Below are 25932 nucleotides of genomic sequence, written 5' to 3'. Positions count from 1 at the left end.
GAATTGTGGACAAGCAACGCCCATCGGCGATGACACTGCCGGACATTCTCGCGATGACGGGCAACGGGCAGCCGGGACCTGGCAAGAAGGTCACGCTGCCCAGCGGCGCGCTGTGGGAAGGCGGCCCCACCGCGGGGACCTCGCTGATCACACTGCCCGACGGCGACCCGATCCTGGTCGCGGACAACGGCTCCGGGATCTCGAACTCGATCGTGGGCCGCTCGGGTCCGTTCGGGGCGATGGCCCGCGTCTTCGAAGAAGTCCTCGGTCACGTGCCGAGCTTCTTCGCCAATCGGGTAGCCGCGCAGGCGCTCGAGCTGGTTCGTGGCCTCCCGGACGCGGATGAGCGCGAAACCGAAACCCGCATAGTCAAATTCAGTTCCAGGGCCACCCTGCTCAACCCAGCCAAGAGTCGGAATCGATCCGGATCGTCGAGTGATGATGCGGAAACGTTCGGCGTCGAACCGATCCGCCGTGCAAACGGCGGTTACATCGACGAGTCCGAATATCGGAACCGTGCCGCCGGAATGGTGCGCGGGCCCGGTGGCTCAACCGGCGACGGCGTACCCCTGCGAGCCTCCGACGGCGAATTCGTCGTCAGAGCCTCGGCGGTCGACAACACCCTGCCGCTGCTGGAGATGATCAACTCCGGCTGGGTCCCGTCGGCGCGCTTCCTGACCGGGATGTTGCAGCAATTCAGCGGCCCCGCAGCCGATCCCACCACTGACGCGCAGAGCTGGCGCGACATGCTCGGCCAGGGCGTCATCGCCGACAGCATCGGAAACATCGGTAGTGCCGCACTGAATACCGGAGCATGGGCGGGAGCCGCACTGGGCTCCGCGCTGGCCCCGATGTTCCAGCCCGGCGGCCTGCTGGCGCCTCGTCCGGGGTCGGGCGGGTCCACGGCGCTACCCCGTGAATCGGCGGACTCGCCGTCCGGTGTGACCGCGTCGATGCAGGCCACCCCCTCCGGTGTGCTCGGCATGTTCGGCGGGTCCAGCGCGTCCAGCAGCGCCGGTGACGGCACCGAATTGACCTCGCTCGCACAGGCTCTCAGCTCCGGTATCGCCGGTGCGGCCACCGCTGCGGGCAGCACCCTCGGGTCGATGCTCGGTAATGCGATCAAGCCCGCGCTGGGCCCCGGCGGTGACCTCGCTCCGCAGATCGGTGAGCAACTCGGCCGGTTGATCGGATCGCAGTTCGGCGGTGCGCTGACGGCCTCGATGAGTGTGAAAACCGAAGGCGGTCAGCTCGGTTCCGGTGGTGGCCTGGGCGGCGGCACATCGGTGGGTGGTGGAACATCCGTCGGCGGTGGAACTTCCGGCGGCGACGGGACTTCCGCCGGCGGTAGCGGTGACACCGGTGGCCCCGAACCGACGGGGGATGGCGGTGGCGGTGGAAGCACCGTCGTCGACACCTCGGGTCCGGCCGGTGGCTCCGGTGGGGGTTCCGGCGGCACCCCGGATTTGTCTGCTCGCTGGGATTACTTGAACGGCCAGGACACGGACGGAAATCCGGTATCCGGCTGGGCATACCTGACGCCTCACAAGGCAGACGCGGGAGTACTCAAATCCGAGGTCCCCGACGGGATGGACGTATCTCGGTACATCACCGACGACGGCACCGGCCCAATCGTCCGGGATGTGCCCGGCACGAGTTGGATCGACGCACTGACGGGCAAGACCGATCCCGCGGGCGCGCAGGATCTGGTCGGCACCGGCCACAAGTACAACCCCAACTCGGGCAATTTCGGCGATCTGCTCCAGGTCGCCGCGAACCAGGCCGGAGGCAATCTCGGCGAACTGCTCAAACCGATTCTGGGCGAGAACGCGTCGGACATAGTGAAGACCGCCGCCGAGAGTTTCATGAAACCAATCGGTGATGCCTACAACGCGGCCGACCCGAATCACGACTGGACCAATACGCTCGGCACCTGGGTCAGCAACCTGACCGGCATCAAGTGGACCCCACAGGGACAGAGCGGCTCCTCGACCGCCACTCAGCTGGACCATTACCAGGAGACCGGCGTCGCCGCCTTCAAATCCGGCGTCCAGGGCCTGCAACAGCACGGCCTGCTCGGCGGCCTCACCGGAGCCATCTCCGGCGCGGCTACCACCGGCGGCAGCCTGATCGGCGGTGCCATCGGCACCGCCATCGCGCCCTTCCTGGGCCCGGCCGCCGCACTCGGTCCCGCGATCGGCTCATTCCTGGGCTCGATGGCGGGCGGCGTCATCGCCTCGGAATTCACCCGCCCCATCGAATGGGCCGGAAACGCCATAAAAGAGCTCGTCGGAACAGGTTTCGGCCTCACGGACCTGGCCGACGGCCCGGGCGGCCGCACCATGCGCGGCGATATCTACAACTTCAACGGAACAGACCCCAAGAGCGCGTCGATCGCGACGGAGCGGGTTCGCCGGCGCCGGGCTGTGGCGCAACAACGCGGAGGAGGTATGGGGCGATGACCCACCAACTTTTGGAAACCCACGGCACCAAGGTCGTCGTGTGGGATGTGAACGGCCGGGTGTGGCATCTGTCCGGCGTCAACTCCGGACGCGAGGGCGTGCGCCTGTCCCAGCAGAACGGTTTCATGTTCGCACCGGTGCAACTGCTGATCACCGAGGGTGCGCGCCAGGACGGCGCGACCTTCGAGCGTTCGGTGCGCGCGAAGAAGGAATGGGATTTCCTCGTCGTCATCACCGGTGCGTCGAAAGATCCTGGCGTGGACCCGGTTCGGGATTTCCACGCGGTGCACGATGCCTGGTTCCGCGGCTGGTCCAGCGATAAGCCGGTCACCGTCGGGTATTTCACCCGCCATCAGGGCTGGCGGTTCCAGCAGGCGCAGCTCGATGCCGCGCCGGAACCGGTCGCGAGCATCGATCCGGCGGTGAATGCCCTTGCCGCGTACAAGATGTCGGCGATGGCGATGGATCCGCTGGAACACCACCTCGAGGAGAACTCAGTGTGGACCAACACTTCCGGCGCGGGCGAGAGCACGCTGCGCGTTCGCAATGCCGCCGATCAGCCCGCCTGGCCGCGCTACACCATGAACGGTCCCGGCCGCTGGTCGATTCTGGACCCGGGCGACGGCGATCTACTGCGCATGGTGCAGACGCCCGTGCTGCTCGATGGCGAGACCTTGCGCATCGACACCCATCCGCGGCACCGCACCGCCCGCGTCTACTCCGGAGACTCCCCGCAGGGACGAAATGTTTGGGCGCAGTTGGCCGGTCGGCGCTGGCTGACGCCGATGGACCCGTGGAGCGCCACCGACATCCGGGTGAAGGTGGAGGGCGGCACGCTCGCCTCGAGCATCATCGCCACCGCCACGCCGCGCTCCTCCCGGCCGTTCTGATGGCCGATACCGACGAGCCGGTTGTCATGGGCGATGTCCCCGCACCCGTGGAGTTCGCCGAAACCTTTGCGGATCAGCCGTTCTCACCCGCGCGCATCGTGCTCCGGATACCGCAGCTCGGAAATCTGAACGGCGGGACCGCACCGGCTGATCCCCCCGCCCCTGCACCGGCTGATCCCCCCGAGCCCGCACCGGCCGATCCCCCAGAGACCCCCACGGAAGGCGGTACCGATGCCTGACAACCCGAACTGGGATCCGCAGATCGAAGCCCGCCGCATGGACGAGGCCTTCCGGGCCGACCAGGAGCAGGCGCACGATCCCGAAGTGCTGGTTCGCTATTGGGACAAGTTCATGCGCGAAGTGGGCGAGGAACACAGCTACCTCTCCCTCGAATTCACCTATCCGCGCAATGCCGCCGGTGGCCTGAAGATGATCTGCCCGCGCGACATGGTGCACTTCGATCACCTCTTCAACAACGCGGACGGCGAAGACGCCACCATCCCGATCACGGTGAACACCAAGGGTTTCCGGTGGGACGGCTACATCACCAAGGCCTCGCTGGTCCGTGATGACAACGGCGTCGAGACCGTCGACATCGAGGCGATCCACGCCTGGAATCATGTGGCCACCATCTGCTGCTGGGCCTCGCCCTTCGCGCCGGTGCTGGCCCAGTTCCCGCGCCACCACATCCTTTTCGGTCCCGTACGCACGATCATCACCACCTATCTGACAATGAACCTCATGCGGTTGCAGGCCCCGGGCTGGGCCCCGCCGGGCACCGCGAAGGATCCGCTGTGGAGCGGTGTGGGCAATCCGCTCTTCCCGATCGCCGTCGTACCGGTCGATCCCGCGACCGACACCAGCCGCTGGAGTGCGGCGTCGGCGCGATTCGATATGGCGGACAAGCTTTTCGAGCCGATGCTCGAGGATTCCGGCGTCATGCTCACCGCCCGCTTCTTCCTGCCGGGCGAGGATGAGCAGCCCGCGCCCGACTACTACTACCTGGAACAGCCGACCGTGGTGCTGGAGACGGTGGACAAGTCCGGCGTCACCGGCCCGACCGGCACCCTGCTCGACGGAATTGCCTCGTGGATAGAGGAATTCGCCGACGACGGCACCACGCCGATCCGCTATCCGCGATTCGATTCCACCACCGAATACGAGGCCGTCTACGGACAGCCGGGCAAGTTCGGCACCTTCACGAACTTCCCGTGGGTGTGGTACTTCGAGGGCGAATACTCCGGCATCGGCGCTTCCGAAGTGGCACTGCACAAACCACTCGCGACCGATGTCATCATCGGTGGCCGGTCACCCGGCTGGGTGAACGCCGGAATCGAAGTCGTGATCAAGGGCCTGCTGTCCCTGATCGGCCTGGACTGGCTGTATCGCGGCCAGCTCAACGACGTATTCCTGGCCTGGATGGTCTACCGGGATATGGAGCGAGTGGACCGCGCCGGACCGTACGCCTTCCGCGAGCTCTACATCACCGGCAGCGATAAGGCATTCAACCTCGACGGACTGGTCGCCGCCCGCCAGGGCCTGCACCTGACCCGCGGCTACACCAGCCACAAGGTCACCATCGAGGACAACGCGCCCTACCTGCTTGGCCGCGACTTCGGCCTCGGTGACCAGATCGGTTTCGCGGTCGGTGAGCACGTATTCACCGACTACGTCACCGAATTGACGTTCCACGACGATCGCGAAACGGCTTCCAAGTGGCAGATCACCGTGGGTGACGGCTCCGACGAAGAGGATTCGATCGTCAAGGCATGGCAGCGCCTCGGCCGCTTCGCGCACGCCATCAAGGACCTGTCCACCGATGTCGGCGCCGACCTCGACCTACTCATCTTCTGATTCCCCGTGAAGGAGTGAAACCCATGGCGGACACCAGTTTTCCCGCCCACCTGAGCGTGAATCGGCAGCTCGACGTCGACGGCGTGCCGATCCTCATCGCGAACGTCTCGGTCTCCGACGATATCGCCTTCCTGCCGCTACCCGCCGGACCGGCCGGTGCGCAGGGGCAGCGCGGCCGGCCGCGCAGCACCTTCCGCAAGATGGGAGAGATCCCCAATGCGGCGGCCCGGCCCGCCGGTCTCGTTGCCGAGGATCGCGGCAAATGGTGGCATCGGCTCGATGACAACGGCATGGATGTCTGGACCGGCACGGCGTGGAAGCATTCGACCGCCGCGGTAGGTGCGCGCGGGCCTGTCGCGGAGACCAATGCCATCACCACCACGCCGACCGGAAAGCTACCGAATCTCACCAACCCCGCGGTCGAGTTCATCGGTGCGGGCGCGCAGCAGCAGTTGAACACCACCGCCCCCGCCGGCGTGCAGGGCGCGAAGGGGCCGGCTGGGGTTTCCGGGCAGATCAGCAAATCGCCGGACTTCGACCAGAGTTCCGGTATCTCGCACGGCGGCGTCTTCGCCTACCAGCGCTCCAGCGGAAAGTTCCGGGGTATGCCCGCCCCGATGGGCGCGGGACCCTGGTCCTGGTACGAGTCGGATTTCATCGCCGACCAGGAGTCCTCGGTCGGGCAGTTGATCGCCGGAACCTTCACCATTCCGGCGCAGCCGTTCGCGTGGCGGCCGGTCGTGTACGGGAATATGTCGACCTACTCGGTGAACAACGGACAGCAGGCCGCGCGCGCCGTTGTGCGGCTGTACAACTCGCAGGGTCAGGTGGTCGCGTCGAGCGCCGGTGCCTCCGGCGTTTACCTGTACCTGCCGATCATCTCCACCTACCGCGATGAGCAGTCCACCCGAACCCTTTCTCCGACATCCGATTTCGGTGTTGTTCCGGCCGGGCAGCCTGCCAGCCTGCTTGTCGCGGTCGAACGCGACAGCGGCAACTCCACGATCGGATACCGGACGAGCAGGGCATCGCTCGTCATCTACGCCCGACCCATCTGAGTGAGGTGACATGTCCACTATTGGTGAATACTTCCAGAACACCCTCATCCGCGGACTCGACGAGGGCATCGGCACGCCGGGCCTGGTCCAGTCCATGCACGGCACCCCGCGTGACGGATCGCTGGAGCTGATGACCGGATCGCCGGGACCCACCGGTCCGGCGGGTGACCCGTGCCGCGCCTTCCGCTGGGAAGGCGATATCGCCGATCAGGCCGCCCTCTCGGCGCTGTCGACGAAACTCGGTGTGGCACACGCGGGTAAGGCGTGGCGAGTGCTGTCCACCGACACCCTCGTGTACTGGAACGGCATCGGGTTCGACAACTTCGCGGACGCGTTCGGCGCGGCCGGGCCGGACGGCGTTTCGTGTACCGTCAGCATCGGAACCGTCGATACCGGTCCGGCCGGCTCGGATATCCAGGTCACGGTCACCGGCGCCGCACCCAATCTGACCCTGAACCTGACGGTTCCGCGCGGGGTGAAGGGCCTCAAGGGCGACAAGGGCAGTCCGGGACCGATCCGCAACGCACCCGACTACGCCAACGGCACACACATCAATAACGCTGTGCCCCGGTGGGATTCGGTTGCGGGCAAATGGACGCCGAAGCCGTATCCGGGTCTTCGCGGTCCGTGGTCGATCGCCGAAACCGTCGCCTGGGACGGCGGACCGGCCTTCGCCGCCACCCAGATGAACATCGCGACATCGCCGAATACCGTTGCCCGACTCAATATCCCGGCACAGGACACGGACTGGCGGCCGATCGTCGCGGGCGCCGTCTACTTGCAGACCGCCGAGGGTGAACAGACTTTCGACACCCGGGTCGACGCCGAGATCCGCCTCGGCTCCGACAGTGGTCAGCTGGTCGGACTGGGTTCCGGCCTCGGCGCGGGCATCGACGGCCCCTGCCGCTTCCAGCCGTTCTTCGGCGCGCGAGTAACCCCGGACAGCGCCATCGGCGTGGTCCCGGCCGGTCAACCGGCCGTGCTGTATGTCGTGGTGCGCCGCATCACCGGCAGTTCGAATTACTACTACTACCAGGGCGGCGCTCAAGTCCTGTGCTGGGCACAGCCGGTCGCATGACGCCGACATTCGCTCGAGTAGGGAGCAACAGCTGTGACCAATGAACCCACCACCGTCTACGACGACGATGTGATGATCACCATGCGCGGTATCGCCGACTCGATCGGGTTGCCGCACACCGTGAATCCGGTCGAGCACGTCGATCGAGAAGCGCTCATCGAATTGCGACAGGGACCGGCCGGTGACGCCGGGCCCATCGGAGATCCGGCCTGGCCGTGGGATTGGCAGGGCGATATCGCCGATGTCCCCACGCTTCAGGCTCTCAACCTCACCACGACCGACGCCCGCAAGGCCTGGCGCGTGGTCTCCGAGAACGCGGTCTACTACTGGACCGGACTCGAACTCGTCGCCTTCGCCAATGCCTTCGGCAAGATCGGTCAGCGCGGAAAGGCCAACCGGCTCAGCGGATCCGCGGTCGCCGGGCCGACCGGGTCCGCCGCGAGTGCGCGGATCACCGGGACCGTGCCGAACCAGAACGTCGAAATAACCTTCCCGCGCGGAGATACCGGTGACGTCGGTGACCCGGGCGTCGCCGGGCGCATCCAGGACTCGGCCGACGTGTTGGTCGACGACACACATCCGCTCGGGCAGGATCTCGTGCTGTCCTGGAGCACGGACCTGCAGAAGTTCGTGCCCACCCCCAGCCCGCGGCTGGGCGGCCCGTGGGCCATCGGGCAGGGCCAGTTCGTCGGCGGAACAGGCCTCAACGAGGACTCGAAAGTGCTTGCCACCATTACGATTCCCAGCCAATCGATGAAATGGCGGCCGATCGTCGACGGCTGGATCAATATCGGCACCGAGGGCCCGCGCTACAAATCGCGGTGCAACGTCGAGGTCCGAATCGGCAGTCCCACCGGCGATCTCGTCGGCTACGGACTCGGTACCAGCATCCCGACCTTCACCAGCGTCTGGATCACCCCCTGGTACCAGTTCGCGGCGACACCGAGCTCCACCTTCGGTGTGGTGCCTGCCAACCAGACCATCACGCTGTACATCGTCGCCCGCCGCGTGATCGGCAGCGAAACCTATTTCGTGAAAACCAATAACGCGCAGGTCACCGTATACGCCGATCCCGTGTAGTTCCGGAATCGACTCTCTCCCAGGCTCTTCGGAGCCGCACCCCTTCAGGTACGCCGCTTCCGGCTGCCCGCTGTCCGAAAGGCATCCTCCATGGCCGATCTGCCCCCGCTGAAGTACGGAAAGGTCGTCGGGCGGTTCCTCGCCAATGTCGCCGACGGTCCCGACATCGGTGACCTGCCCGAATTCCCGCCGCTCGCGGGCACCGTCACGTTCACCGCCGACGCACCGAAAGTGCTGGTCGCGGCGGGTCAGCCTGCGCCCGCCACCTATGTGCAGCTACCCAATCACTACGTCTGCGAGCTGGATGAATTCGGCTTCCTCACCTGGCGCGGCAAGCGCGGCATCCGCCTCGTCGCACCGACCGCGGACACCAATCCTGGGAACTGGACCTGGCGGGTGTCGTTCGAACTGAATTACGAGGGTGAACCCGTCGCCCTCGATCCGTTCAGTTTCAGTGTGGCCGAATATGTTCCGGGAGCGGATTCGGCGAATCCCGATACCGGCTCAACCGGGCTGGTCGATCTGACCCTGGTATCGCCGGTGCCCGCCAGCGCGGGCAACGCGGTGGTTCGTGGTGAACGCGGTACCGGAATCCAGTTCGACGGTCAGGCAGCCACTTACGCGGCATTGCCCGCCGCACCCAAGGACGGCGCGCAGTATGTGGTGAAGGCGGACGGGCTGCTGTACGTCTACCGCACCGTCGGCGGCTGGACGCCGAATGGCCAGGGCATCGCGGTGCGCGGGCCCGCGGGCACGACCGACTGGGCCGGAATCACCAATAAGCCCAGCACCTTCCTGCCGGTCACCGGAACCACCCCCGGGACCGCGGCGGCGGGTGATGACCCGCGCCTGTCCGATGCCCGCACGCCGGTCGCGCACGCCCACACCATGAGCCAGATCAGCGATGCCTCGGCTTTCGGGCGCACTGTGCTCGCTGTCGCGGACGCGAATACGTTGCGCACCAGCCTATCCGCCGTCGCGACCAGTGATACGCGGCTCACCGACGCTCGTACGCCCACCGCCGCGGGGCAGGTGTACGACCTCGCGTTCAAATCGCACACCGGAACTCGCGTCGCGGGTGCGGGCAACTCCATGCCGGAGGGGTTGCGGATCGAACGCAATATCTCGATCAGTGCGATCACCTTCCGTGGTGAGACGGCGGGTACCGGCAATCTGGTCGTCGAACTGCGCAAGAACGGCACCACGATCGCGGGCACCTCGGCCACGATCACCCCGGCCAACCAGATCCTGGACACCATCGTGACGGCCGGTGGGCCGTTCGCGCTGAGCGCCGGGGATCGCCTCACGGTCTTCGTCACCACCCTCGACACCGCTCCGGGCAAGGGATTGCAGGTCAGCCTGAAGGCGGTGACCGTCTGATGCCGATGATCGTGGTCACCGGTGGTGACAGCTTCGTGCCGTCGGGCATGAACAAGGTCGCACCGGCACAGCCGCTCACCAATAGCATGACCGAAATTCCTGGTTGGACAGCAGATCCCGGTTCCCCGGGATCCTTGCTTTCCGGAAATGCACTGCGCAATCAAGGCAGCAGAGCAGCGGCCACCATCACCGCGAACCTGGTCTTCTCCGGCGCCCAGAGCGCCACCACGACACATCAAGCCAGGATCTTCGTCAACGGTATCGGTGTCGGCAACACCCCTTCTGTGACCGCAGCTGCCGGAACCCTCGTCGCCACGGCGACGCTCCCACTTGCCGATGGTGACCTTGTGACAGTGCAGGCCACCGGCAACGCGACACTCTCGGCCTGGAACGCCAGCATCCAAGTCGCGGGAAGCACCGTGCGAATCGCATAACGGACTCCATCGGAAAGGCGAAAACCCATGTCCTGGACCGGAGATCCCATCTGGCTCGCTGACGTCCTACGCGACGCGGGCCTGAAGGTCATCGAACACGACGGCTGGCGCGACCGCGGCCACGGCGACTTCGCCGATATCCGCGGCGTGCTCTGCCACCACACCGCCGGGGGCACCACCGACGACTGGCGCATCGTCCAATACGGCCGCCCCGACCTGGAAGGCCCACTGGCCCAACTGGTTCTCGAACGCGACGGCACCTTTCGCGTCATCGCCGCCGGCGTCTGCTGGCACGCGGGCCGCGGCTCCTGGCCCGGCTGGCCCACCAACAACGCCAACTACTACGTCATCGGCATCGAAGCGGTCTCCCGAGGCGACGGAACCGACTGGACCCCAGTGCAACTCGACGCCTACAAACGTGGCTGCGCCGCCATCCTGCGCCGCATCGGCCGCGACGCCGACGACTGCGTAGCCCACCGCGAGTACAGCTCCGAAGGAAAAATCGACCCCGCCGGCATCGACATGGACGCCTTCCGCCGCGATGTCCAGGCACTTATCGACGGAGAGGACGCCCCCATGAGCGCCGCCGAAGTAACCCAGATCCAGGATTTCATCACCTCGTTCTGCGGCCCGATCAGCAGCGATGTCAAAGACATTCGCGAACAGCTGTGCGGCAAGGAGCAGCGCGATGCGGCCGAATACGCGGGCTGGCCCCAGCTCGGCAACCGCACCGTCGTGGACGCCCTCGCCGAAGTCCTCACCCGCCTGGAGAAGCTCGAGAAATAGGAGCCCCCATGTCGAACCCCGTCCCGGCCTGGAAGCCCGGAACCTTCAGTGCCACAACTGCTACCGGTGCTGCGGGAACCGCGTCCAGAACCTTCAACATCAACAACCTGCCGCAGAAGGAAACGTTGCAGCGAGTTATGCGCCTGAGTAGCGGCAGGCAGATGGTCAAGGACTTCCGGAATACCCAGCAGGCATAGCCCACACCTAATTCCCACCCCATACCCGTGTCGGGATGGGGATTTTTTATGCCCCGATCCCGAAAGGCGGACCAGTTCCCTTGCCGAACAACACGAACGCTGGTCCGCCTACCTGGTTGAACCAACGCAGCAATTGGCTCGCGGCCGTTACCCCCGCCACCTCCAACGCATCGAGCAGAAGCGATGTCCACAACCTATCGGTTCGAGACAGTGCGGACGTGGTACAGCGACTGGCACGGGTCAACGCCAGAGACGAACTGCGCGTTGGATCGAATGGCATCCAATCAGCGCAACCGATCTCGGCAAAGCCGGAACCCGTCGGCCCGCAACCTGTCTCGCCCTTCCCTACCCACAAGGATTGGGAGACTGGCCAAACCGTTCCGGGCCTCCCGAACCCAGGCGCCGCCGACGCCCCCGCTCCAGTCGCACCATCGAATCCGCAACCAGCGCAGCAGCAACCAGTGCAGCAGCAACCGGCTCCGGCGAATCCGGTTGGCCAGGATCCGCAACCGAGCAACCCTGCAGACCCAAAGGTTGTTACGCCCAATCTTCCCGACCACATCAGCGGCCTCACTCCGGGGATGCGTGCGTTGTTTCCAACGTTGTCGGACTACTACAACCCTGATGGATCACTAAAGACCCCAGAGCAACAAAAGGCTGCCGGTGGCGGTTTGCAATCCCAGCTTCCGACGATCCCCGATCCGGCCGGACAACGGAAGAACGTGCCATTCATTCCTGGCATAACGGCACCGACGACACCGGTTAGTCCTCAACCGATCACGGTTACAGCTGAGGCGACTGTTCCAACGACACCGCAGACAGTCGTGACTGCAACACCGCCCACGATTAGTCCAGCTGCGGGGGGTGGATCGTTATCGACCGACGCTGGGGTGGGTTTGGTACCCGCAGCTCCGCAACTGCCGTACACGATTACCGGACTCGACTACAACGGGAAGACCTTCGAGGTCAATATTCCTGGTGCCTCGAACCCTGACTCACCGGTATCTCCCCAATCCGATGGCCCGTTCAACTGGCCAGCACCAGACTCAACGAATCCAATTCCTGGCCTTGGTGGGACCGGCACACTGGCTGGTGGTCAGTCGCAGCAGCTCGTTGCGCTGAAGAACGCGCCCTCACATCCGAAACTGTCGGCAGCGGTTGTCGGCGCGGTTACATTGGCAGGCTATGCGGGAGCTGCTGCCGTCCCAGGTGCAATTCTCCCTATTGGCCTGTTGCTCGCCACGGGCGCATTGGTGTGGGCGGCATACAGGGTAGAGCAGACTGCCTCGGGGCCAACGGAGCTAATTCCCATATCTCCGCCGACAACCGGTCCTGTTCCGCAGCCGCCGCCAGAGATTCGACCGGTTCCGTCACCCACTCCGGAAATGGTGCCGATAGAGATTACACCGGCTCCTCCCGCAACTATCCCGTCGCAGCCGGCAGATACTGTAGAAATCCCCGTACTGCCCGATTCTCTGACTTTGCCGGATGGGCTCGATAGTCAGGAGATTCCAGGCCCGGCTGAGATTCCAGTGCCGCCATCCCCAGAATCGGACGTCCCGCCCGACCCGGCGTTGCCGACACCTGAGGTGGACACTCCGGTTCGCCAGGAGATCGATTCCGATGATGTATCCGAGATCAATCTTCCGGGCGCTCGAAACGATTTTGGGATTATTCCATCGGACATCGTTCCCGCCAATTCGAATTGGATGGACACTCCGGCGGCAACAGATATTCTTGCGAATCAGTTTCTGGTTACTGCATCGGCGAATTTCTATCGCAGAATACCTTATCTCGACCGGACGCCTAATCCGAAGTGGGAAGGCCCGCTCCCTGACGTTATTAGAGCACCAGATGGTGAGGGTAATACAAAGAGTGGATCTCCCAATCTGAACTATCTCTATGAATATTGGATATCTCGCTACCCGGGAACTTCTGTTTTTCTCCCAGCTCCCGAATACGACAGCGGGATGCGGAAGCTCGACGAGTTCATCGAGGCGTTGATTGCCGGTGTTGATGCGAAGGGCTTCCTGGGAGGATTTTACGACAAGAACGGCAAATTTCTGAAGTTCATGCCGAAGATTCTCAAAGCTGAGGCAAAGAAATTTCGCGAGCAGAAGTTCGATATTGCCAAACGTGAAATCGGCCCAGAGGTGACTATGATCATCGTGACCGACGACGAGGAGGTGGCACGAGCCTATCAAACAGAATTTCAAGAAGAAATCGATTCGGGCGAGTTTGCGGTTCTAAATTCGACTGACTACTTTGCTCTGCTCGAACAAGCTGGAGTTGAACATCCTAACGCGGGTGTAAACTTCTATCAGTACCTGGAAAATCAGGGTGTCGGACATCTGATGGATAAATTGCTAGAATGATTTTCAGTCGGAATGATGTGTAGGCGTTTGAAAGGATGAATCGATGGGCTTCGAGTGTTATGCTACATGGATAAATGCGGACAACGCTGCCGAGGTAGATGATTTATCTGCTAGGTTTGCAACTATGTGGCGGGCATTCACTCGAGTTTCGCCTGTATTCATTGATCCTTGGGTTGATGAAGGCTGGTGGGCGAAGAACAATTTCGATGGCGATCCAGAAGTTGTGTCTGGAATCGATATCGACAGTGTCATCGGGTTTTTTGATCGAGGCCTACATTCCGAGTTCCCGGATAATCCGAGTTCACGCAATCCCATTGGCCGAGTGAATACAGTACTCGCCTCCGCAAACGAAAATTTCCCTTTGGAGATATCTGTTTATGTTGGAGGGAATCGTGGTGATAAATCGTATATCAAACTGTCTTCCGGGGAGGGCGGGGCGCAAAATTTATTCGGTAGAAACGAAGCTCGAGATACTCTCCGTGCAATGGTGTCGGCATGGGATCCTATCTGGTGTAGATGGTCAGGCGCCGATGAGCATAAGCAGCAAAAGCCACGGATCGAACTGACGGATATAGCCGGACGTGCTCGTGCCAGAACGAGTATCGAGTGGACCGTCAGTTTTGGTTGGCTAACTTATTTGAATGCTACTTCCGCTGCTATCACCGAGGTCGTAAATTGGCCCGCGGAGACAGTTTTGGAAGAATACGGTGACGGTGTCACTATTCAAATCGGTGACGACCCCGATGGCGTAACTCCGATGATGGTGGCAGAGGTGCGTAAGGCCCTTGGCTGGCCTTACGTCCCTCAGGATTAATACGCGATGCGCGATCTTCTTTGGACGGCCCGCGAGTACTTCGGAGTACTACGAGCTCAGTGAAGTCGAGTTCGACATGTTCATTGAAAATCTCAGCGCTGCTGATGAATTCGCATGGCGATGTCGGCGTCAGGAACTGGATGAGCGGTTGATCGTGCCCGCGTTCAAGAACCGGGGCACGGCGATCTGAGGGTGGAGTCTTGGGCCATTGACGAAAGTGATTACTGTGCAGCCGAATGAGTGACCTCAGTCCGTTGGGTTGTGGGCTGGGATGAGGCGGTGTAGCCACCAGGGGCGATCGGGGAACTCGGGGCTGTAGAGGCGCGGGTTCAGGTGGCGCACTTCGTGATTCGTGGGGTCACGGATGGTGATGTGGTCGCGGAAGAGGGTTGCCGGGGGGAGGGTTGTGGTCCAGAGGTGGTGCCATTCGGGGGCGGTGCGGCACTTTTGGATGAGCTCGGTCAGGTCGGGGTCCAGGGTTATGTCGGGGGTCAGGATTCGGAGGCCCTGGATGAGGCGATGGGCTTCTTGATGCCAGTTCAGGACTGTGGAGCGGGCTGAGGGGTCGAGTAGGAGCCACTCGATGAGGTTGGTGCCGTTGGTGATTCCGGGGAAGGTCGTGCGGTAAGCCTCGTTGACCGCTACCAGGGTGAACCTCGGGATGAGGAGGAAGCCTGCGGGGTGGGGGAGGCTGGCTAGGTCGGCTAGGTCTTCGGGGGTTGGGTCCGGGATGGTGTCGGCGGGGTGGCTCAGGACGCCGGGGAGGCTCAGGTTGAGGATGTGGCGGCGGTGTAGTGGGGGGACATCGAGGCCGTCGAAGAGGGTTTTCAGGGTGTTCAAGGTCGTCGGGCGGGAACCCAGTTCGATTTTCTCGATGAGGGAGACCGAAATGTTGACTCGGGCGGCGAGTTGTTCGCGGGTCAGGCCGGTTGCCGTTCGCTGTAGGCGAATGTAGGCGCCGAATGGGTTGCCGGACAACGGGTCTCACCTTTCTATTGGGGGATGATGCCTATTCGATATGGGGTCCTCGGACGGATTGTGTGGACGGCGGTTGTTGACCTCGCGTCGTGTGTTCTCAGATAATAGAACATATGTTCGAACAGCAACTGATGTGGTGGCGCGTGTCTTCATGGGCGAGGGCTCGAGCTGCACGTTGTGGCTCGAGTGGGAGGCGGTCCGGGTGGACTGGATGGGCAAATGTGTCGGTAAGAGGGTCGGGCGCGCAATGAGTGAGACGGGGGTGAGTGTCGTGGAGCTCGCCGAATGGAGTGGGCTGCCGGAATGGCTGCTCGGCGACCGGCTCGACGCGCCGGAATCTTTTCGACTCGATGAGCTCATTCTTATTGCATCGGTGATGAAACAAGAAGTGGGGGAACTGCTTCCGTGTTCGGAAGCGGCGCGCGGGCGAGCGTGTGAATGCGGTGATGCGGTGACGTGAATCAGGGCGGTGCTCCTTTGGGAGTGCCGCCCTTTTTGTCGTGTTTCAGGTGAGGGAGGTGTCGCCCAGGGAGATTGTCAGGGTGCGCAGCAGGGGGTTCAGCTGGTCGCGGTCGGCGGGGGACAGGGCGGCCAGGAGGCGTTCCTCGTTGACCATGTGCAGCGGCAGGACCTTGTCGACCAGGGTTCGGCCCTCGGGGGTGAGGTTGACGCGGATGGCGCGGCGGTCGTCCGGATCGGGAATCCGGGCCACCAGCCCCTTGGCGGTGAGGCGGTCGATGCGGTTGGTGATCGCGCCCGAGGTGCGCATGGCGGCCTTGTTCAGCGCGCCCGCGGTCAAACCGCGCGGGTCGTTGGAGCGGCGGAGGGTCGCCAGCACGTCGAATTCCCAGAACTCGAGGCCGTGACCGCGGAAGAACTCGGCGAGTTCGCGCTCCAGCAGGTGGGACAGGCGGTTGATGCGGGCTACCACCTCCATGGGGGAAACGTCCACGTCGGGGCGTACTTCTCGCCAGGCTGCGGTGATCTGGTCGACGGCGTCGGGCACCTGCGCTCCTCTCAACGGAAATAATCTCAACGTGAAGATACTTGACGCTGAGGTATCTCAGTGGTTTTATTTCAACGTTGAGATTATCAATGAGGAGCTAGAGATGACCACCATGACCCGCCCCAGCGTCTCCGGAACCGCCGCGACCCTGGCTCTGACCGGGCTCGCCCCGCTGGTGTGGGGCTCCACCTACGCGATAACCACCGAATTCCTGCCGCCGGACCGGCCCATGTTCACCGCCCTCATGCGCGTGCTGCCCGCCGGACTGCTGTTGCTCGCGATCACCCGCAAGCTGCCGCACGGCGAATGGGTCTGGAAGGCAGGGATTCTCGGCGTGCTGAACATGGGCGCGTTCATGCCGCTGCTGTTCCTCGCGGCCTATCGGCTGCCGGGTGGTGTGGCCGGGGTACTGGGCGCGGCCGCACCGCTGGTCGCCCTCGGCTTCGCCGCCGTGGCATTGAACGAACGCCTGACCATCCGGAAAATCCTTGCGGCAGTTATCGGTATGGTCGGCGTCGGCCTGGTGGTGCTGCGCGCCACCGCCGCACTCGACACCCTCGGCGTCATCGCCGGACTCGGCGGCGCGGCCTCCATGGCGGCGGGCACCGTCATGACCAAGCGCTGGGGTCGCCCCGAAGGCATCAAACCGCTGGCCATGACCGCATGGCAGCTCATCGCCGGCGGCATCATGCTGCTGCCGATCGCCTTCTTCATCGAAGGCATGCCGCCCGCCCTGGACGCCCGCGCCATCGGCGGCTACCTGTACCTCGGACTCATCGGAACCGCTCTGGCATACGCGATCTGGTTCCGCGGACTGGCCCGCGCCAATGCCACCTCGGTCGCCTTCCTCGGACTGCTGAGCCCGCTCTCGGCCACCATCATCGGCTGGATCGCCCTCGGACAGTCGCTCGCACCGCTGCAGGTGCTCGGCATGGCCATCGCACTCGGCGGCACCCTGCTCGGCCAGACCGCCGCCGCGCCCAAGCCGGTCCCGGTCAAAGAACCCGCGCCCGTCGCGGCCTGATCCACCACCCATCGAAGGAGTTCAGAAGCCATGCGTATCACCGTTTTCGGAGCCACCGGCGGAGTCGGCAGCCGGGTCGTGGCCGAAGCGATCCAGCGCGGACATCAGGTCACCGCCGTCTCCCGCGATCCGGGCAAGGAGCGCGGACTGCCGGACCAGGCGACCATCATCGCCGGTGACGCCACCGATCCCGAGGACATCAGAACCGCGGTCGCCGGAAGCGATCTGGTGATCAGCGCGACCCGGCCCGGTATCGGCGATGAGCCCCAGCTCCCCAAGGTGGCCGCCGCACTGCTGGAGGCCTTGGCCGACAACGATATTCGACTGCTGGTCGTCGGCGGCGCGGGCAGTCTCATCGTCCCCGGCACCGATGCCATCCTCACCGAACAGCCGGATTTCCCCGCCGAACTCATGCCGATCGCCACCGCCTGCAATGACCAGCTGGCCGTCTTCCAGCAGTCCGACACCGACGTCGATTGGGTTTACGTCAGCCCCTCGGCCGTGCTCGAACCGGGCGAGCGCACCGGCAACTACCGGATCGGCGCGGGCGAACTCCTCCGGGATGACGAAGGCAATTCGGCGATCTCGATGGAAGACCTCGCGGTCGTCCTCCTCGACGAGGCCGAGAACCCCAAACACCACCGCATCCGCTTCACCGCCGGATACTGAAGTCCCCCAGCGAAAACGCGGCCCCCGGTAGTGAACCGGGGGCCGCGTTCTCGCTGTGCCGAGATCAGAAGGGGCGGAAGCCCGCGCCCGCGCCGCCGCGGCGGTCGATATCGGCCAGCACCATGGAAATGGTGGTGGACAGCTCCGGCTCGTGGATCAGATCGCCCGCGCCCTTGCAGGCGGGAAGTTCGATCGAGATCGGCCCGGCGTCGAAATCGGTTCCGGCGACGACCATTCCGACCAGGCGATCACCCAGGATCACCGGAGCGCCGGAGTCGCCGTGGTTGGCGCACACCTGGCTGCGGAACCAGTTCGGGGTCGCCTGCCACACGGGGCCACAGGTGTACCCGGTGGTGCGGCCGTTCTTGCACGGGATATCACCGACATTCGGGGGAGCGCCGACGGTGTTGATCACCGATTGCGCGACCTGCTTGGTCGGGTTCACCCGGGCCGGATCGAAAACGATTACCGCCCAGTCATTTCCGGCGCTCTTGTTCGCGATCACGCCGATCCCGCCGCTGCGGGTGTATTCGGCGGCGATCCGCGCCCCGACCTCACCGCAGTGCCCGGCGGTGATGCCCACCAGGCGGCCGTCCCGGTCGTAACCGATGGTGGTGAGCGTGCAGTCGGCGGTGCTGTTCGGATCGTCGAGTTGCTCGACATAGATGCCGGAGCCCCCGCCGAGCGTCACCGGGGGAGCGGCGTCGGCCGTCCCGGTGAACAGTACGGAGGCGCTCAGCGCGGTCACGACCGCGGCAGCCCAGGACAGCATTCGGGCGCGGCCCGTTACCTTCATTGATTCCTCATCCCCCGGAAAAGAATTCGAGCGACGCGATGAATACCGGTATCCGCCATCGCGCCGGGCGATCGTGTCATGCGCCGGATCACTGAAGCAAGTCTGTTCCTGACTTAGGCTTGACCTTGACGCTACGTCAACTTGCATGCTGAATTCATCGAGGTGAACGAGAGAGCAGGACGGGATGGCGACCGAATGGTCTATCCAGGATCTGGCCAAGGCCGCCGGGACCACCAGCCGCACACTGCGGCATTACGGTGAGCTCGGGCTGCTGACGCCGACCCGGGTGGGGGCCAATGGGTATCGCTATTACGGGCAGGAATCTCTCGTTCGATTGCAACGGATCCTGCTGCTTCGCGAGCTCGGGCTGGGGCTACCGGCCATTGGTGAAGTGCTCGCGGGGGAGAAGGACACCGCTTCCGCGTTGCGGACACATCTGGAATTGCTGAAACAGGAGCAGGACCGGATCGCCCGGCAAATCGCCTCGGTGCACACCACATTGCGGAAAACGGAAGCAGGTGAGCCGCTGATGGCTGACGAAGTGTTCGACGGGTTCGACAACAGCAAGTACAAGGACGAGGTCATCGAGAGGTGGGGAAAGGACGCCTGGGAGAGCGGGGATCGCTGGTGGCGAGCCATGACCGACGCCGACAAGAAGGCGCATATGCAGGCCCACCTCGATATCGCCGCCGACTACGGCCGGGCGCGCGCCGCCGGGCTGGCGGTCGACAGCGATGCGGTGCAGGCCATCGTGCAACGCCACTTCGACTGGGTGACCGTCGGCTGGCAGGGAAAGCGGCCGAACGCGGAGTACTTCACCAATCTCGGTGAAATGTATGTCGCGGACCCACGATTCGCGGAGAACTACGACCGGCACGGGGCGGGCACCACCGAGTTCGTCCGGGACGCGATGGTCGCCTATGCCGCCGCGCGACTGTAATCAGGTAATACCGCAACCCCTTTCGGTCATAGCACCGGAAGGGGTTGCGGTATTGCGGGTCACAGGCGGTGAATATGCCATCGCCGGTGTCGGTCTCGCGCGGTAGAGTTCCGCCATCGCAGTGGGGGAGGGACCATGAGTTATCCGTACGGCCCGCCGGAAAATCCCGGGCAGGGGCAACCGACGTCCGGATGGGGCCAGCCCGAATATCCCCCGCAGGTCTATTCGCAACCGGCCTATCCACAGCCCGGTTATGCACAGACCGGATATCCCCAAACGGGTTATCCCCAAGCGGGTTCGGCGTATCCACAGGGTTATCCCGCCCTGCCGCCCAGCGGCGGCACGGCGATCACCGCGGGCGTGCTCTCGATGATCGTCGGAATTCTCGCGGGCCTGGCCGCTCTGATCATGTTCGCGGCGGGGATGGATTTCTCCTCCCGGCGCCGGAACCGTTCGTACTCCTACTACGACAGCGACTATGACGACCTGGCCGGATTCATGATGATCTTCTCGGTCATCGTCGCGGTGATGGCCGTGCTGTGGATCCTGGGCGCGATCCTGCTGTTCATGCGCAAGACCGCGGGCCGGGTCATCCTGATCGTGCTATCCGGCATCTGCGTCGTCGGAAATCTTCTCGGCATGGTGAAGAGCCCGGGCGGTGCGATCATCGGCCTGCTGCTGGCGGGCGTGATCCTGGCCCTCGCCGCGGTGCCGCCCACCGGGCGCTGGATCGCCGCGGGGAAGATTCCGCCGCCCGCGGTGCCGGGTTATATGCCCTATCCCTACGCCTGAACGATGACCGGCCCCGGGCGTAATCGCCCGGGGCCGTTCACATTCGGTGCTACCCGATCACGCCGCGCACATGGATTGCATGACGCCGCGCAGGATCGGCATACCGTAGGTGGTCGGTGCGAACGCCAGGGTCTGCGCGATGCCCAGCGGGGTGGTGATGGTGGAGGCCACACCGGTGAAACCGGCGATGGTGCTGCCGACGGTGATGAGCAGGCTGGTGGTGTCCAGGGTCAGGGTGATCAGGTCGAAGGCGTTCTCCACCTTCACATCCGCCAGCGAAACGGTGTTCAGCGCCTTGCCCTCGTAGATGTCGAAACCGAGGTTGGCCAGGAACGTCAGCGGACCGTAGTCCATGGCGTTCACCAGCGGGCCGAGCTGTTCGATGCGGCGCATGGTGACGATGTCCGCGACCCGGTTGTCACGCAGGAACCCTTGCAGCGCATCGGCATTGGCCTGCACCGCGGCGGTATCGACCGGCAGCCCGGCGGTCTGGGTCAGGAAGGCCCGCGAACGCTCGACCAGATCGGAGGTCTTGAGCTCGGCCAGCGGGGTGCAGGCGCCATCGGCCTTGACCAGTTGATTCGCCAGGTCCAGCAGCGGCTGCGGGACGGCCACGTGCTCGTCCGGAAGTTCGAGGCGCAACTTCTCATACGCGTTGGGCGCGTTGCAGTTCCGCACCAGCTGCGCCTGCACGGCACGGGCGAGGGACTTCACGCCGTTGAAGATCGCGCCGACGATCGGCTTGAGAATGAAGCCCGCGGTCGGCACCAGGCTGGCGGCCAGCTGCGCCGGGATCTTCACGATGCGGGTGCCCAGGATGAACACCTCGACCACATCGGCGACGGTCACCTGGGACAGTGAGACCGTCTTGTCGATGCCGCCGGTGCGAATCGCGTCAAGGCTGTTGACCAGGTAGGACACGATCGGATCGTCGAGGAATTCCAGGCGGTCGCCGGAACCCACGGGGCTGCTGGGCAATCCGCGCCGGTGCACGTGCACATCGGCGATGGTCTGCCGGAAATCGTTCACCTGCTGATCGAAAGCGGTCAGCTGACCTGCGGGAACGGCGGTGCGGATCGCGGTCGCGGCATTGGTGACAATGTCGTCGAAGCTTGCCGCCCCGTTGCCACACAGGCCGGGGGATTCGGCGACCGGCATGGTCGCGAGGGTTTCGGTATCGGCGTGTGCCGGAGCGGCGGCCGGAATCAGGGCGGCGGTGCCCAGCATGGCCGAGAGGGTCAGTGCGCCCACGAACGGGGCGAGGCGTTGAAACCGCATGTAGACAGGTCTTCCGGGAGGAGCGTGTGGGCACGGCCGCTGACGAGCTCACGGCGACAAACTGGACGGACGTTCAGTCTGGTGCGTATGTAATACAGCGCTTGTGAAGCGCTTGTCCTCACTTCGGTGAATTCTGAGCTAATACCTCGACAACCCATCCCGCTCACCGGGATGACCACCGCCCATTTCGGTCGTATCCTCGAGGCCCCCCGAACCCCTCATACCGGAGCCCACGCACGGCAATACCTTCTTCCACTACGCTGGGCTCCCGTGACCGTCGCATCCCCCTTCGATCTCATCGTCGTCGGCTCCGGCTTCTTCGGGCTGACCATCGCCGAACGCACCGCCAACCTGCTGGGCAAGCGGGTCCTGGTGGTCGAACGCCGTTACCACCTGGGTGGTAACGCCTATTCGGAGGCGGACCCCGAGACCGGCATCGAAATCCATAAATACGGTGCCCACCTTTTCCACACCTCCAACAAGCGGGTGTGGGACTACGTGAATCAGTTCACCGAGTTCACCGGCTACCAGCACCGCGTCTTCGCGCTGCACAAGGGCCAGGCCTACCAGTTCCCGATGGGGCTGGGCCTGATCTCCCAGTTCTACGGCCGCTACTTCAGCCCGCAGGAAGCCCGCGCGCTGATCGCCGAGCAGGCCGCCGAAATCGACACCAAGAACGCCGCCAATCTCGAGGAGAAGGCGATCTCCCTGATCGGCCGCCCCCTCTACGAGGCGTTCATCCGCGACTACACCGCCAAGCAGTGGCAGACCGACCCCAAGAATCTGCCCGCGGGCAACATCACCCGCCTGCCCGTGCGCTACACCTTCGACAACCGGTACTTCAACGACGCCTACGAGGGCCTGCCCAAGGACGGATACACCGCCTGGCTGACCAAGATGGCCGAGAGCGACCTCATCGAGGTGCGCGTCGACACCGACTGGTTCGACGTCCGCGACGAGATCCGCGCGCAGAACCCGGACGCCCCGGTCATCTACACCGGACCGCTGGACGCCTACTTCGACTACGCCGAAGGCGAACTCGGCTGGCGCACCATCGATTTCGAGACCGAGGTCTTGGAAACCGGTGACTTCCAGGGCACCTCGGTCATGAACTACAACGATGGCGACGTGTCCTACACCCGCATCATCGAGCCGCGCCACTTCCACCCCGAGCGCGACTACCCCACGGACAAGACGGTCATCATGCGCGAATACTCGCGCTTCGCCCAGACCGGCGACGAGCCGTACTACCCGATCAACACTCCCGAGGACCGCGCCAAGGTGCTCGCCTACCGCGAGCGCGCCAAGGCCGAAACCGCTTCCGCCAAGGTGCTTTTCGGCGGCCGCCTGGGCACGTACCAGTACCTGGACATGCATATGGCCATCGGCGCCGCGCTCAGCATGTTCGACAATGTGCTGCGCCCGCATCTGGAGACCGGCGCGCCCCTGGTGGATACCGCCGAATGACCGCACAAGCGACGCTGGAAGAGATGATCACCGAAACCCGCGCGAAATCGCTGCTGCAGCGCATCATCCTGCCGCGGCCGGGTGAGCCCCTCGACGTGCGCAAGCTGTACCTCGAGGAATCCGACACCAACGCCAAGCGGGCGCACGCGCCCACCCGGACCTCGCTGTCCATCGGCGCGGAGTCCGAGGTGTCGTTCTGCACCTACTTCAATGCCGTGCCCGCGAGCTACTGGCGGCGCTGGAGCATTCTCGACTCCGTGGTGCTGCGGCTGGAACTGTCCGGCCACGGCCGGGTGGACGTGTACCGCTCCAAGGCGGACGGTTCGCGAATCCACGTGCAGGGCTCTGAGTTCGGGGTGGATCCCGGCCAAAACCATGCCGGGATGACGGATGCTGATTTCGGCGCGCACGGGACCGGAGCCGTCGAGTTCGAGGTGGATCTGGGCCCGTTCGAAGACGGCGGCTGGATCTGGTTCGACATCACCACCGACAGCGCGGTCGAGGTGCGCAGCGGTGGCTGGTACGCGCCCATCGAGGCGCCGGGCGAGGGCAGCATCGCCGTCGGCATGCCCACCTTCAACCGGCCCACCGATGCGGTGAAAACCATTGCCGCGCTTGGCAATGACCCGCTGGTGCTGGAGAAGATCAAGGCCGTCATCATCCCGGATCAGGGCAATCGCAAGGTTGTCGACGAGCCGGGATTCGCCGAAGCCGCACTGCCCCTTGGTGATCGGCTCGCCATTCACAACCAGCCCAACCTGGGCGGGTCCGGTGGCTACAGCCGTGTGATGTACGAGGCGCTCAAGACCACCGATGCCGAATTCATCGTCTACATGGACGATGACATCGAGATCGAGCCGGACAGCATTCTGCGCGCGCTGGCCTTCTCGCGATTCGCCAAGTCGCCCATCCTGACCGGTGGGCAGATGCTCAACCTGCAGGAACGCTCGCACCTGCATGTCATGGGCGAGATCGTGGATCGCTCCATCTTCATGTGGACCGCGGCCCCGAATGTCGAGTACGACCACGACTTCTCGAAGAATCCGCTCAGCGACCGCGACAACTCCAAGTTGCTGCACCGCCGCATCGATGTGGACTTCAACGGCTGGTGGACGTGTGTCATCCCGCGTCAGGTCGCCGAGGAACTCGGGCAGCCGCTGCCGCTGTTCCTCAAGTGGGACGATGCCGAATACGGTTTGCGCGCAAGGGATCACGGTTACCCGACCGTCACCCTGCCGGGCGCGGCGGTATGGCATATGGCGTGGAGCGACAAGGACGACGCCATCGACTGGCAGGCGTACTTCCACCTGCGCAATCGCCTGGTGGTCGCCTCGCTGCACCTGCCGAACGACGGCCGCCCGATGGTTATCAACACCATCAAGGCCACGCTGAAACACCTGCTGTGCCTGGAGTATTCGACGGTCGCCATCCAGAACGAGGCGATCCGCGACTACCTCGCCGGTCCGGACAAGCTGTTCGAATTGCTGCCGACCGCGCTCGGCAAGGTGCACGCCATGCGCAAGGAATACCCGGACGCGGTGGTCGTCTCCTCCTCGACCGAGCTGCCCATGGCCAGCCGCGCCGAGGTCGGCGCGGTCGGCGAACCCGGCAACCCGCTCGCCAAGATCGTGCGCCTCGGCAAGGGCGTGGTGCACAACTTCCGCAGGGCCAACACCGCGCACCACGAGACCCCGCAGCTGAACGTCCCGACCCTGGACGCGCGCTGGTTCCTGCTGTCCCAGGTGGACGGCGTCACCGTCACCACCGCCGACGGCCGCGGCGTCGTCTACCGCAAGCGCGATCCGCGCAAGGCCGCCGAACTCTTCAAGGAGGCCATGCGCCTGCGCAAAGAGCTGGCCGAGCGCTTCCCCGAGGTGCGCGAGCAGTATCGTGCGGCGCATTCGCATCTCACCAGTAAGTCCGCGTGGGAGAACACCTTCGGCATCGACTCAGGGAACGGGAGCAAATGACCACGCCCAATTCCCCCCAACGGGCCAGCCAAGCCGCCGAGTCCGACCGCGGATTGCATGTGGTTCCGGACGCTCCGGCTCCGGCCGCCCCGCCCGAGGTGAAGATCCTGAACCTGGTGCAGGGCACCATCGGCCGCAATCCGGCGGTCATCAAGGCCGCGCGCGGCATGTCGCACTTCGGTGAGCATTCGCTCGGCTGGATCGGCATCGCCGCGGTCGGCGCGCTGGTCGACAAGCCGCGCCGCCGCGAATGGGCCGGGGTCGCCGTCGGCGCGTTCGGTGCGCACGCCGCGTCGGTGGTGATCAAGCGGGTTGTCCGCCGCCCCCGCCCGAATGATCCATCCGTGCAGGTCAACGTGTCGACGCCGAGTAAACTGAGCTTCCCGTCCTCACACGCGACATCAACCACGGCAGCGGCTGTGTTGCTCGGCAGGCTCACCGGGTTACCCTTGCCCGCGGTGCTCGTCCCGCCGATGCTGCTGTCCCGGGTTGTTCTCGGGGTGCATTACCCATCCGACGTGCTCGCCGGTTCCGCGCTGGGCGCCGCATCAGCCGCTGTAGTGCTTGCCGCCGAAAAGAGACTCGCGAAGTGACCGCGCAGGAA

At 64.4% G+C, this 25932-nt stretch carries 25 protein-coding genes; 21 read left to right on the top strand and 4 right to left on the bottom strand.

Annotated features, from left to right (window positions below):
* Positions 1-5: 5 nt before the first annotated feature.
* The 13 genes from ACFVUS_RS20785 to ACFVUS_RS20725 all read left to right on the top strand — a co-directional run bounded on the left by ACFVUS_RS20785 (position 6) and on the right by ACFVUS_RS20725 (position 14408).
* Positions 6-2462 (top strand): hypothetical protein, encoded by a 2457-nt coding sequence (locus tag ACFVUS_RS20785; RefSeq protein WP_387768455.1) that lies wholly within the window; start codon positions 6-8, stop codon positions 2460-2462.
* The gene (locus ACFVUS_RS20780) at positions 2459-3352 is read left to right on the top strand and encodes a phage tail protein (RefSeq protein ID WP_387768452.1); all 894 of its coding nucleotides are present in this window, start codon (positions 2459-2461) and stop codon (positions 3350-3352) included. The genes ACFVUS_RS20785 and ACFVUS_RS20780 overlap by 4 nt, the downstream gene beginning before the upstream one ends.
* Entirely contained in the window at positions 3352-3591 is a 240-nt protein-coding gene (locus ACFVUS_RS20775) for a hypothetical protein (protein WP_387768449.1), read from the top strand. Before ACFVUS_RS20780 ends, ACFVUS_RS20775 begins: the two co-directional genes overlap by 1 nt.
* Positions 3584-5206: a phage tail protein gene (locus ACFVUS_RS20770; protein WP_387768446.1), complete on the top strand. Its 1623-nt coding sequence runs from the start codon at positions 3584-3586 to the stop codon at positions 5204-5206. Before ACFVUS_RS20775 ends, ACFVUS_RS20770 begins: the two co-directional genes overlap by 8 nt.
* A gap of 23 nt (positions 5207-5229) precedes the next feature.
* Positions 5230-6264 (top strand): hypothetical protein, encoded by a 1035-nt coding sequence (locus ACFVUS_RS20765; protein ID WP_387768443.1) that lies wholly within the window; start codon positions 5230-5232, stop codon positions 6262-6264.
* Positions 6265-6274: 10 nt separating this feature from the next.
* Positions 6275-7342, top strand: a complete 1068-nt coding sequence (locus ACFVUS_RS20760; RefSeq protein ID WP_387768439.1) for a hypothetical protein — start codon at positions 6275-6277, stop codon at positions 7340-7342.
* Between the two features lie 33 nt (positions 7343-7375).
* Entirely contained in the window at positions 7376-8422 is a 1047-nt protein-coding gene (locus ACFVUS_RS20755; protein ID WP_387768436.1) for a hypothetical protein, read from the top strand.
* A gap of 90 nt (positions 8423-8512) precedes the next feature.
* Positions 8513-9802, top strand: coding sequence for a hypothetical protein (locus tag ACFVUS_RS20750; protein ID WP_387768433.1), 1290 nt, complete (start codon positions 8513-8515; stop codon positions 9800-9802).
* Positions 9802-10236 (top strand): hypothetical protein, encoded by a 435-nt coding sequence (locus ACFVUS_RS20745; protein ID WP_387768430.1) that lies wholly within the window; start codon positions 9802-9804, stop codon positions 10234-10236. The genes ACFVUS_RS20750 and ACFVUS_RS20745 overlap by 1 nt, the downstream gene beginning before the upstream one ends.
* Before the next feature lie 27 nt (positions 10237-10263).
* Positions 10264-11022, top strand: coding sequence for an N-acetylmuramoyl-L-alanine amidase (locus ACFVUS_RS20740; protein WP_387768427.1), 759 nt, complete (start codon positions 10264-10266; stop codon positions 11020-11022).
* Between the two features lie 8 nt (positions 11023-11030).
* The gene (locus tag ACFVUS_RS20735; RefSeq protein WP_387768424.1) at positions 11031-11219 is read left to right on the top strand and encodes a hypothetical protein; all 189 of its coding nucleotides are present in this window, start codon (positions 11031-11033) and stop codon (positions 11217-11219) included.
* A gap of 581 nt (positions 11220-11800) precedes the next feature.
* Positions 11801-13594, top strand: a complete 1794-nt coding sequence (locus ACFVUS_RS20730; protein ID WP_387768421.1) for a hypothetical protein — start codon at positions 11801-11803, stop codon at positions 13592-13594.
* 43 nt (positions 13595-13637) lie between these two features.
* Positions 13638-14408, top strand: a complete 771-nt coding sequence (locus tag ACFVUS_RS20725) for a hypothetical protein (RefSeq protein WP_387768418.1) — start codon at positions 13638-13640, stop codon at positions 14406-14408.
* A gap of 246 nt (positions 14409-14654) precedes the next feature.
* Here the strand turns inward: ACFVUS_RS20725 and ACFVUS_RS20720 are convergent, their stop codons facing one another.
* Positions 14655-15386 (bottom strand): helix-turn-helix domain-containing protein, encoded by a 732-nt coding sequence (locus ACFVUS_RS20720; protein WP_387768415.1) that lies wholly within the window; start codon positions 15384-15386, stop codon positions 14655-14657.
* A 271-nt stretch (positions 15387-15657) separates the two neighbouring features.
* Between ACFVUS_RS20720 and ACFVUS_RS20715 the strand changes: the two genes are divergently transcribed.
* Complete coding sequence (locus ACFVUS_RS20715; protein ID WP_387768412.1) at positions 15658-15846, top strand: hypothetical protein; 189 nt, start codon at positions 15658-15660, stop codon at positions 15844-15846.
* A 45-nt stretch (positions 15847-15891) separates the two neighbouring features.
* Here ACFVUS_RS20715 and ACFVUS_RS20710 read toward each other — a convergent pair whose 3' ends face one another.
* Positions 15892-16392 carry a MarR family winged helix-turn-helix transcriptional regulator gene (locus ACFVUS_RS20710; RefSeq protein ID WP_387768409.1) on the bottom strand — a complete coding sequence of 167 codons (501 nt, stop codon included), beginning with the start codon at positions 16390-16392 and terminating at the stop codon, positions 15892-15894.
* A gap of 103 nt (positions 16393-16495) precedes the next feature.
* Here ACFVUS_RS20710 and ACFVUS_RS20705 point away from each other — a divergent pair, with 103 nt between their 5' ends.
* Positions 16496-17416: an EamA family transporter gene (locus ACFVUS_RS20705; protein ID WP_387768406.1), complete on the top strand. Its 921-nt coding sequence runs from the start codon at positions 16496-16498 to the stop codon at positions 17414-17416.
* A gap of 30 nt (positions 17417-17446) precedes the next feature.
* Positions 17447-18085: an NAD(P)-dependent oxidoreductase gene (locus ACFVUS_RS20700; protein ID WP_387768403.1), complete on the top strand. Its 639-nt coding sequence runs from the start codon at positions 17447-17449 to the stop codon at positions 18083-18085.
* A gap of 64 nt (positions 18086-18149) precedes the next feature.
* Here ACFVUS_RS20700 and ACFVUS_RS20695 read toward each other — a convergent pair whose 3' ends face one another.
* Positions 18150-18881 carry a S1 family peptidase gene (locus tag ACFVUS_RS20695; protein WP_387768400.1) on the bottom strand — a complete coding sequence of 244 codons (732 nt, stop codon included), beginning with the start codon at positions 18879-18881 and terminating at the stop codon, positions 18150-18152.
* A 184-nt stretch (positions 18882-19065) separates the two neighbouring features.
* On the opposite strand from ACFVUS_RS20695, the gene ACFVUS_RS20690 reads away from it, so the two are divergent.
* Complete coding sequence (locus ACFVUS_RS20690; RefSeq protein WP_387768397.1) at positions 19066-19821, top strand: MerR family transcriptional regulator; 756 nt, start codon at positions 19066-19068, stop codon at positions 19819-19821.
* A 135-nt stretch (positions 19822-19956) separates the two neighbouring features.
* Complete coding sequence (locus tag ACFVUS_RS20685; protein WP_387768394.1) at positions 19957-20613, top strand: hypothetical protein; 657 nt, start codon at positions 19957-19959, stop codon at positions 20611-20613.
* Positions 20614-20670: 57 nt separating this feature from the next.
* Here the strand turns inward: ACFVUS_RS20685 and ACFVUS_RS20680 are convergent, their stop codons facing one another.
* Positions 20671-21891 carry a hypothetical protein gene (locus ACFVUS_RS20680; protein WP_387768391.1) on the bottom strand — a complete coding sequence of 407 codons (1221 nt, stop codon included), beginning with the start codon at positions 21889-21891 and terminating at the stop codon, positions 20671-20673.
* A gap of 270 nt (positions 21892-22161) precedes the next feature.
* Here ACFVUS_RS20680 and glf point away from each other — a divergent pair, with 270 nt between their 5' ends.
* The 3 genes from glf to ACFVUS_RS20665 are packed head-to-tail and all read left to right on the top strand — an operon-like array spanning position 22162 to position 25921.
* A complete protein-coding gene (gene glf, locus ACFVUS_RS20675) occupies positions 22162-23358 on the top strand; it encodes a UDP-galactopyranose mutase (RefSeq protein WP_387768388.1) in 1197 nt (398 codons plus the stop codon).
* Complete coding sequence (locus ACFVUS_RS20670; protein ID WP_387768385.1) at positions 23355-25328, top strand: glycosyltransferase; 1974 nt, start codon at positions 23355-23357, stop codon at positions 25326-25328. The genes glf and ACFVUS_RS20670 overlap by 4 nt, the downstream gene beginning before the upstream one ends.
* The gene (locus ACFVUS_RS20665; protein ID WP_387768382.1) at positions 25325-25921 is read left to right on the top strand and encodes a phosphatase PAP2 family protein; all 597 of its coding nucleotides are present in this window, start codon (positions 25325-25327) and stop codon (positions 25919-25921) included. The genes ACFVUS_RS20670 and ACFVUS_RS20665 overlap by 4 nt, the downstream gene beginning before the upstream one ends.
* The last annotated feature ends 11 nt before the right edge of the window (positions 25922-25932 follow it).

It is taken from the genome of Nocardia sp. NPDC058058 (assembly GCF_042885355.1).
Lineage (GTDB): Bacteria > Actinomycetota > Actinomycetes > Mycobacteriales > Mycobacteriaceae > Nocardia.
This window is presented reverse-complemented; position numbering and strand designations above follow the sequence as displayed.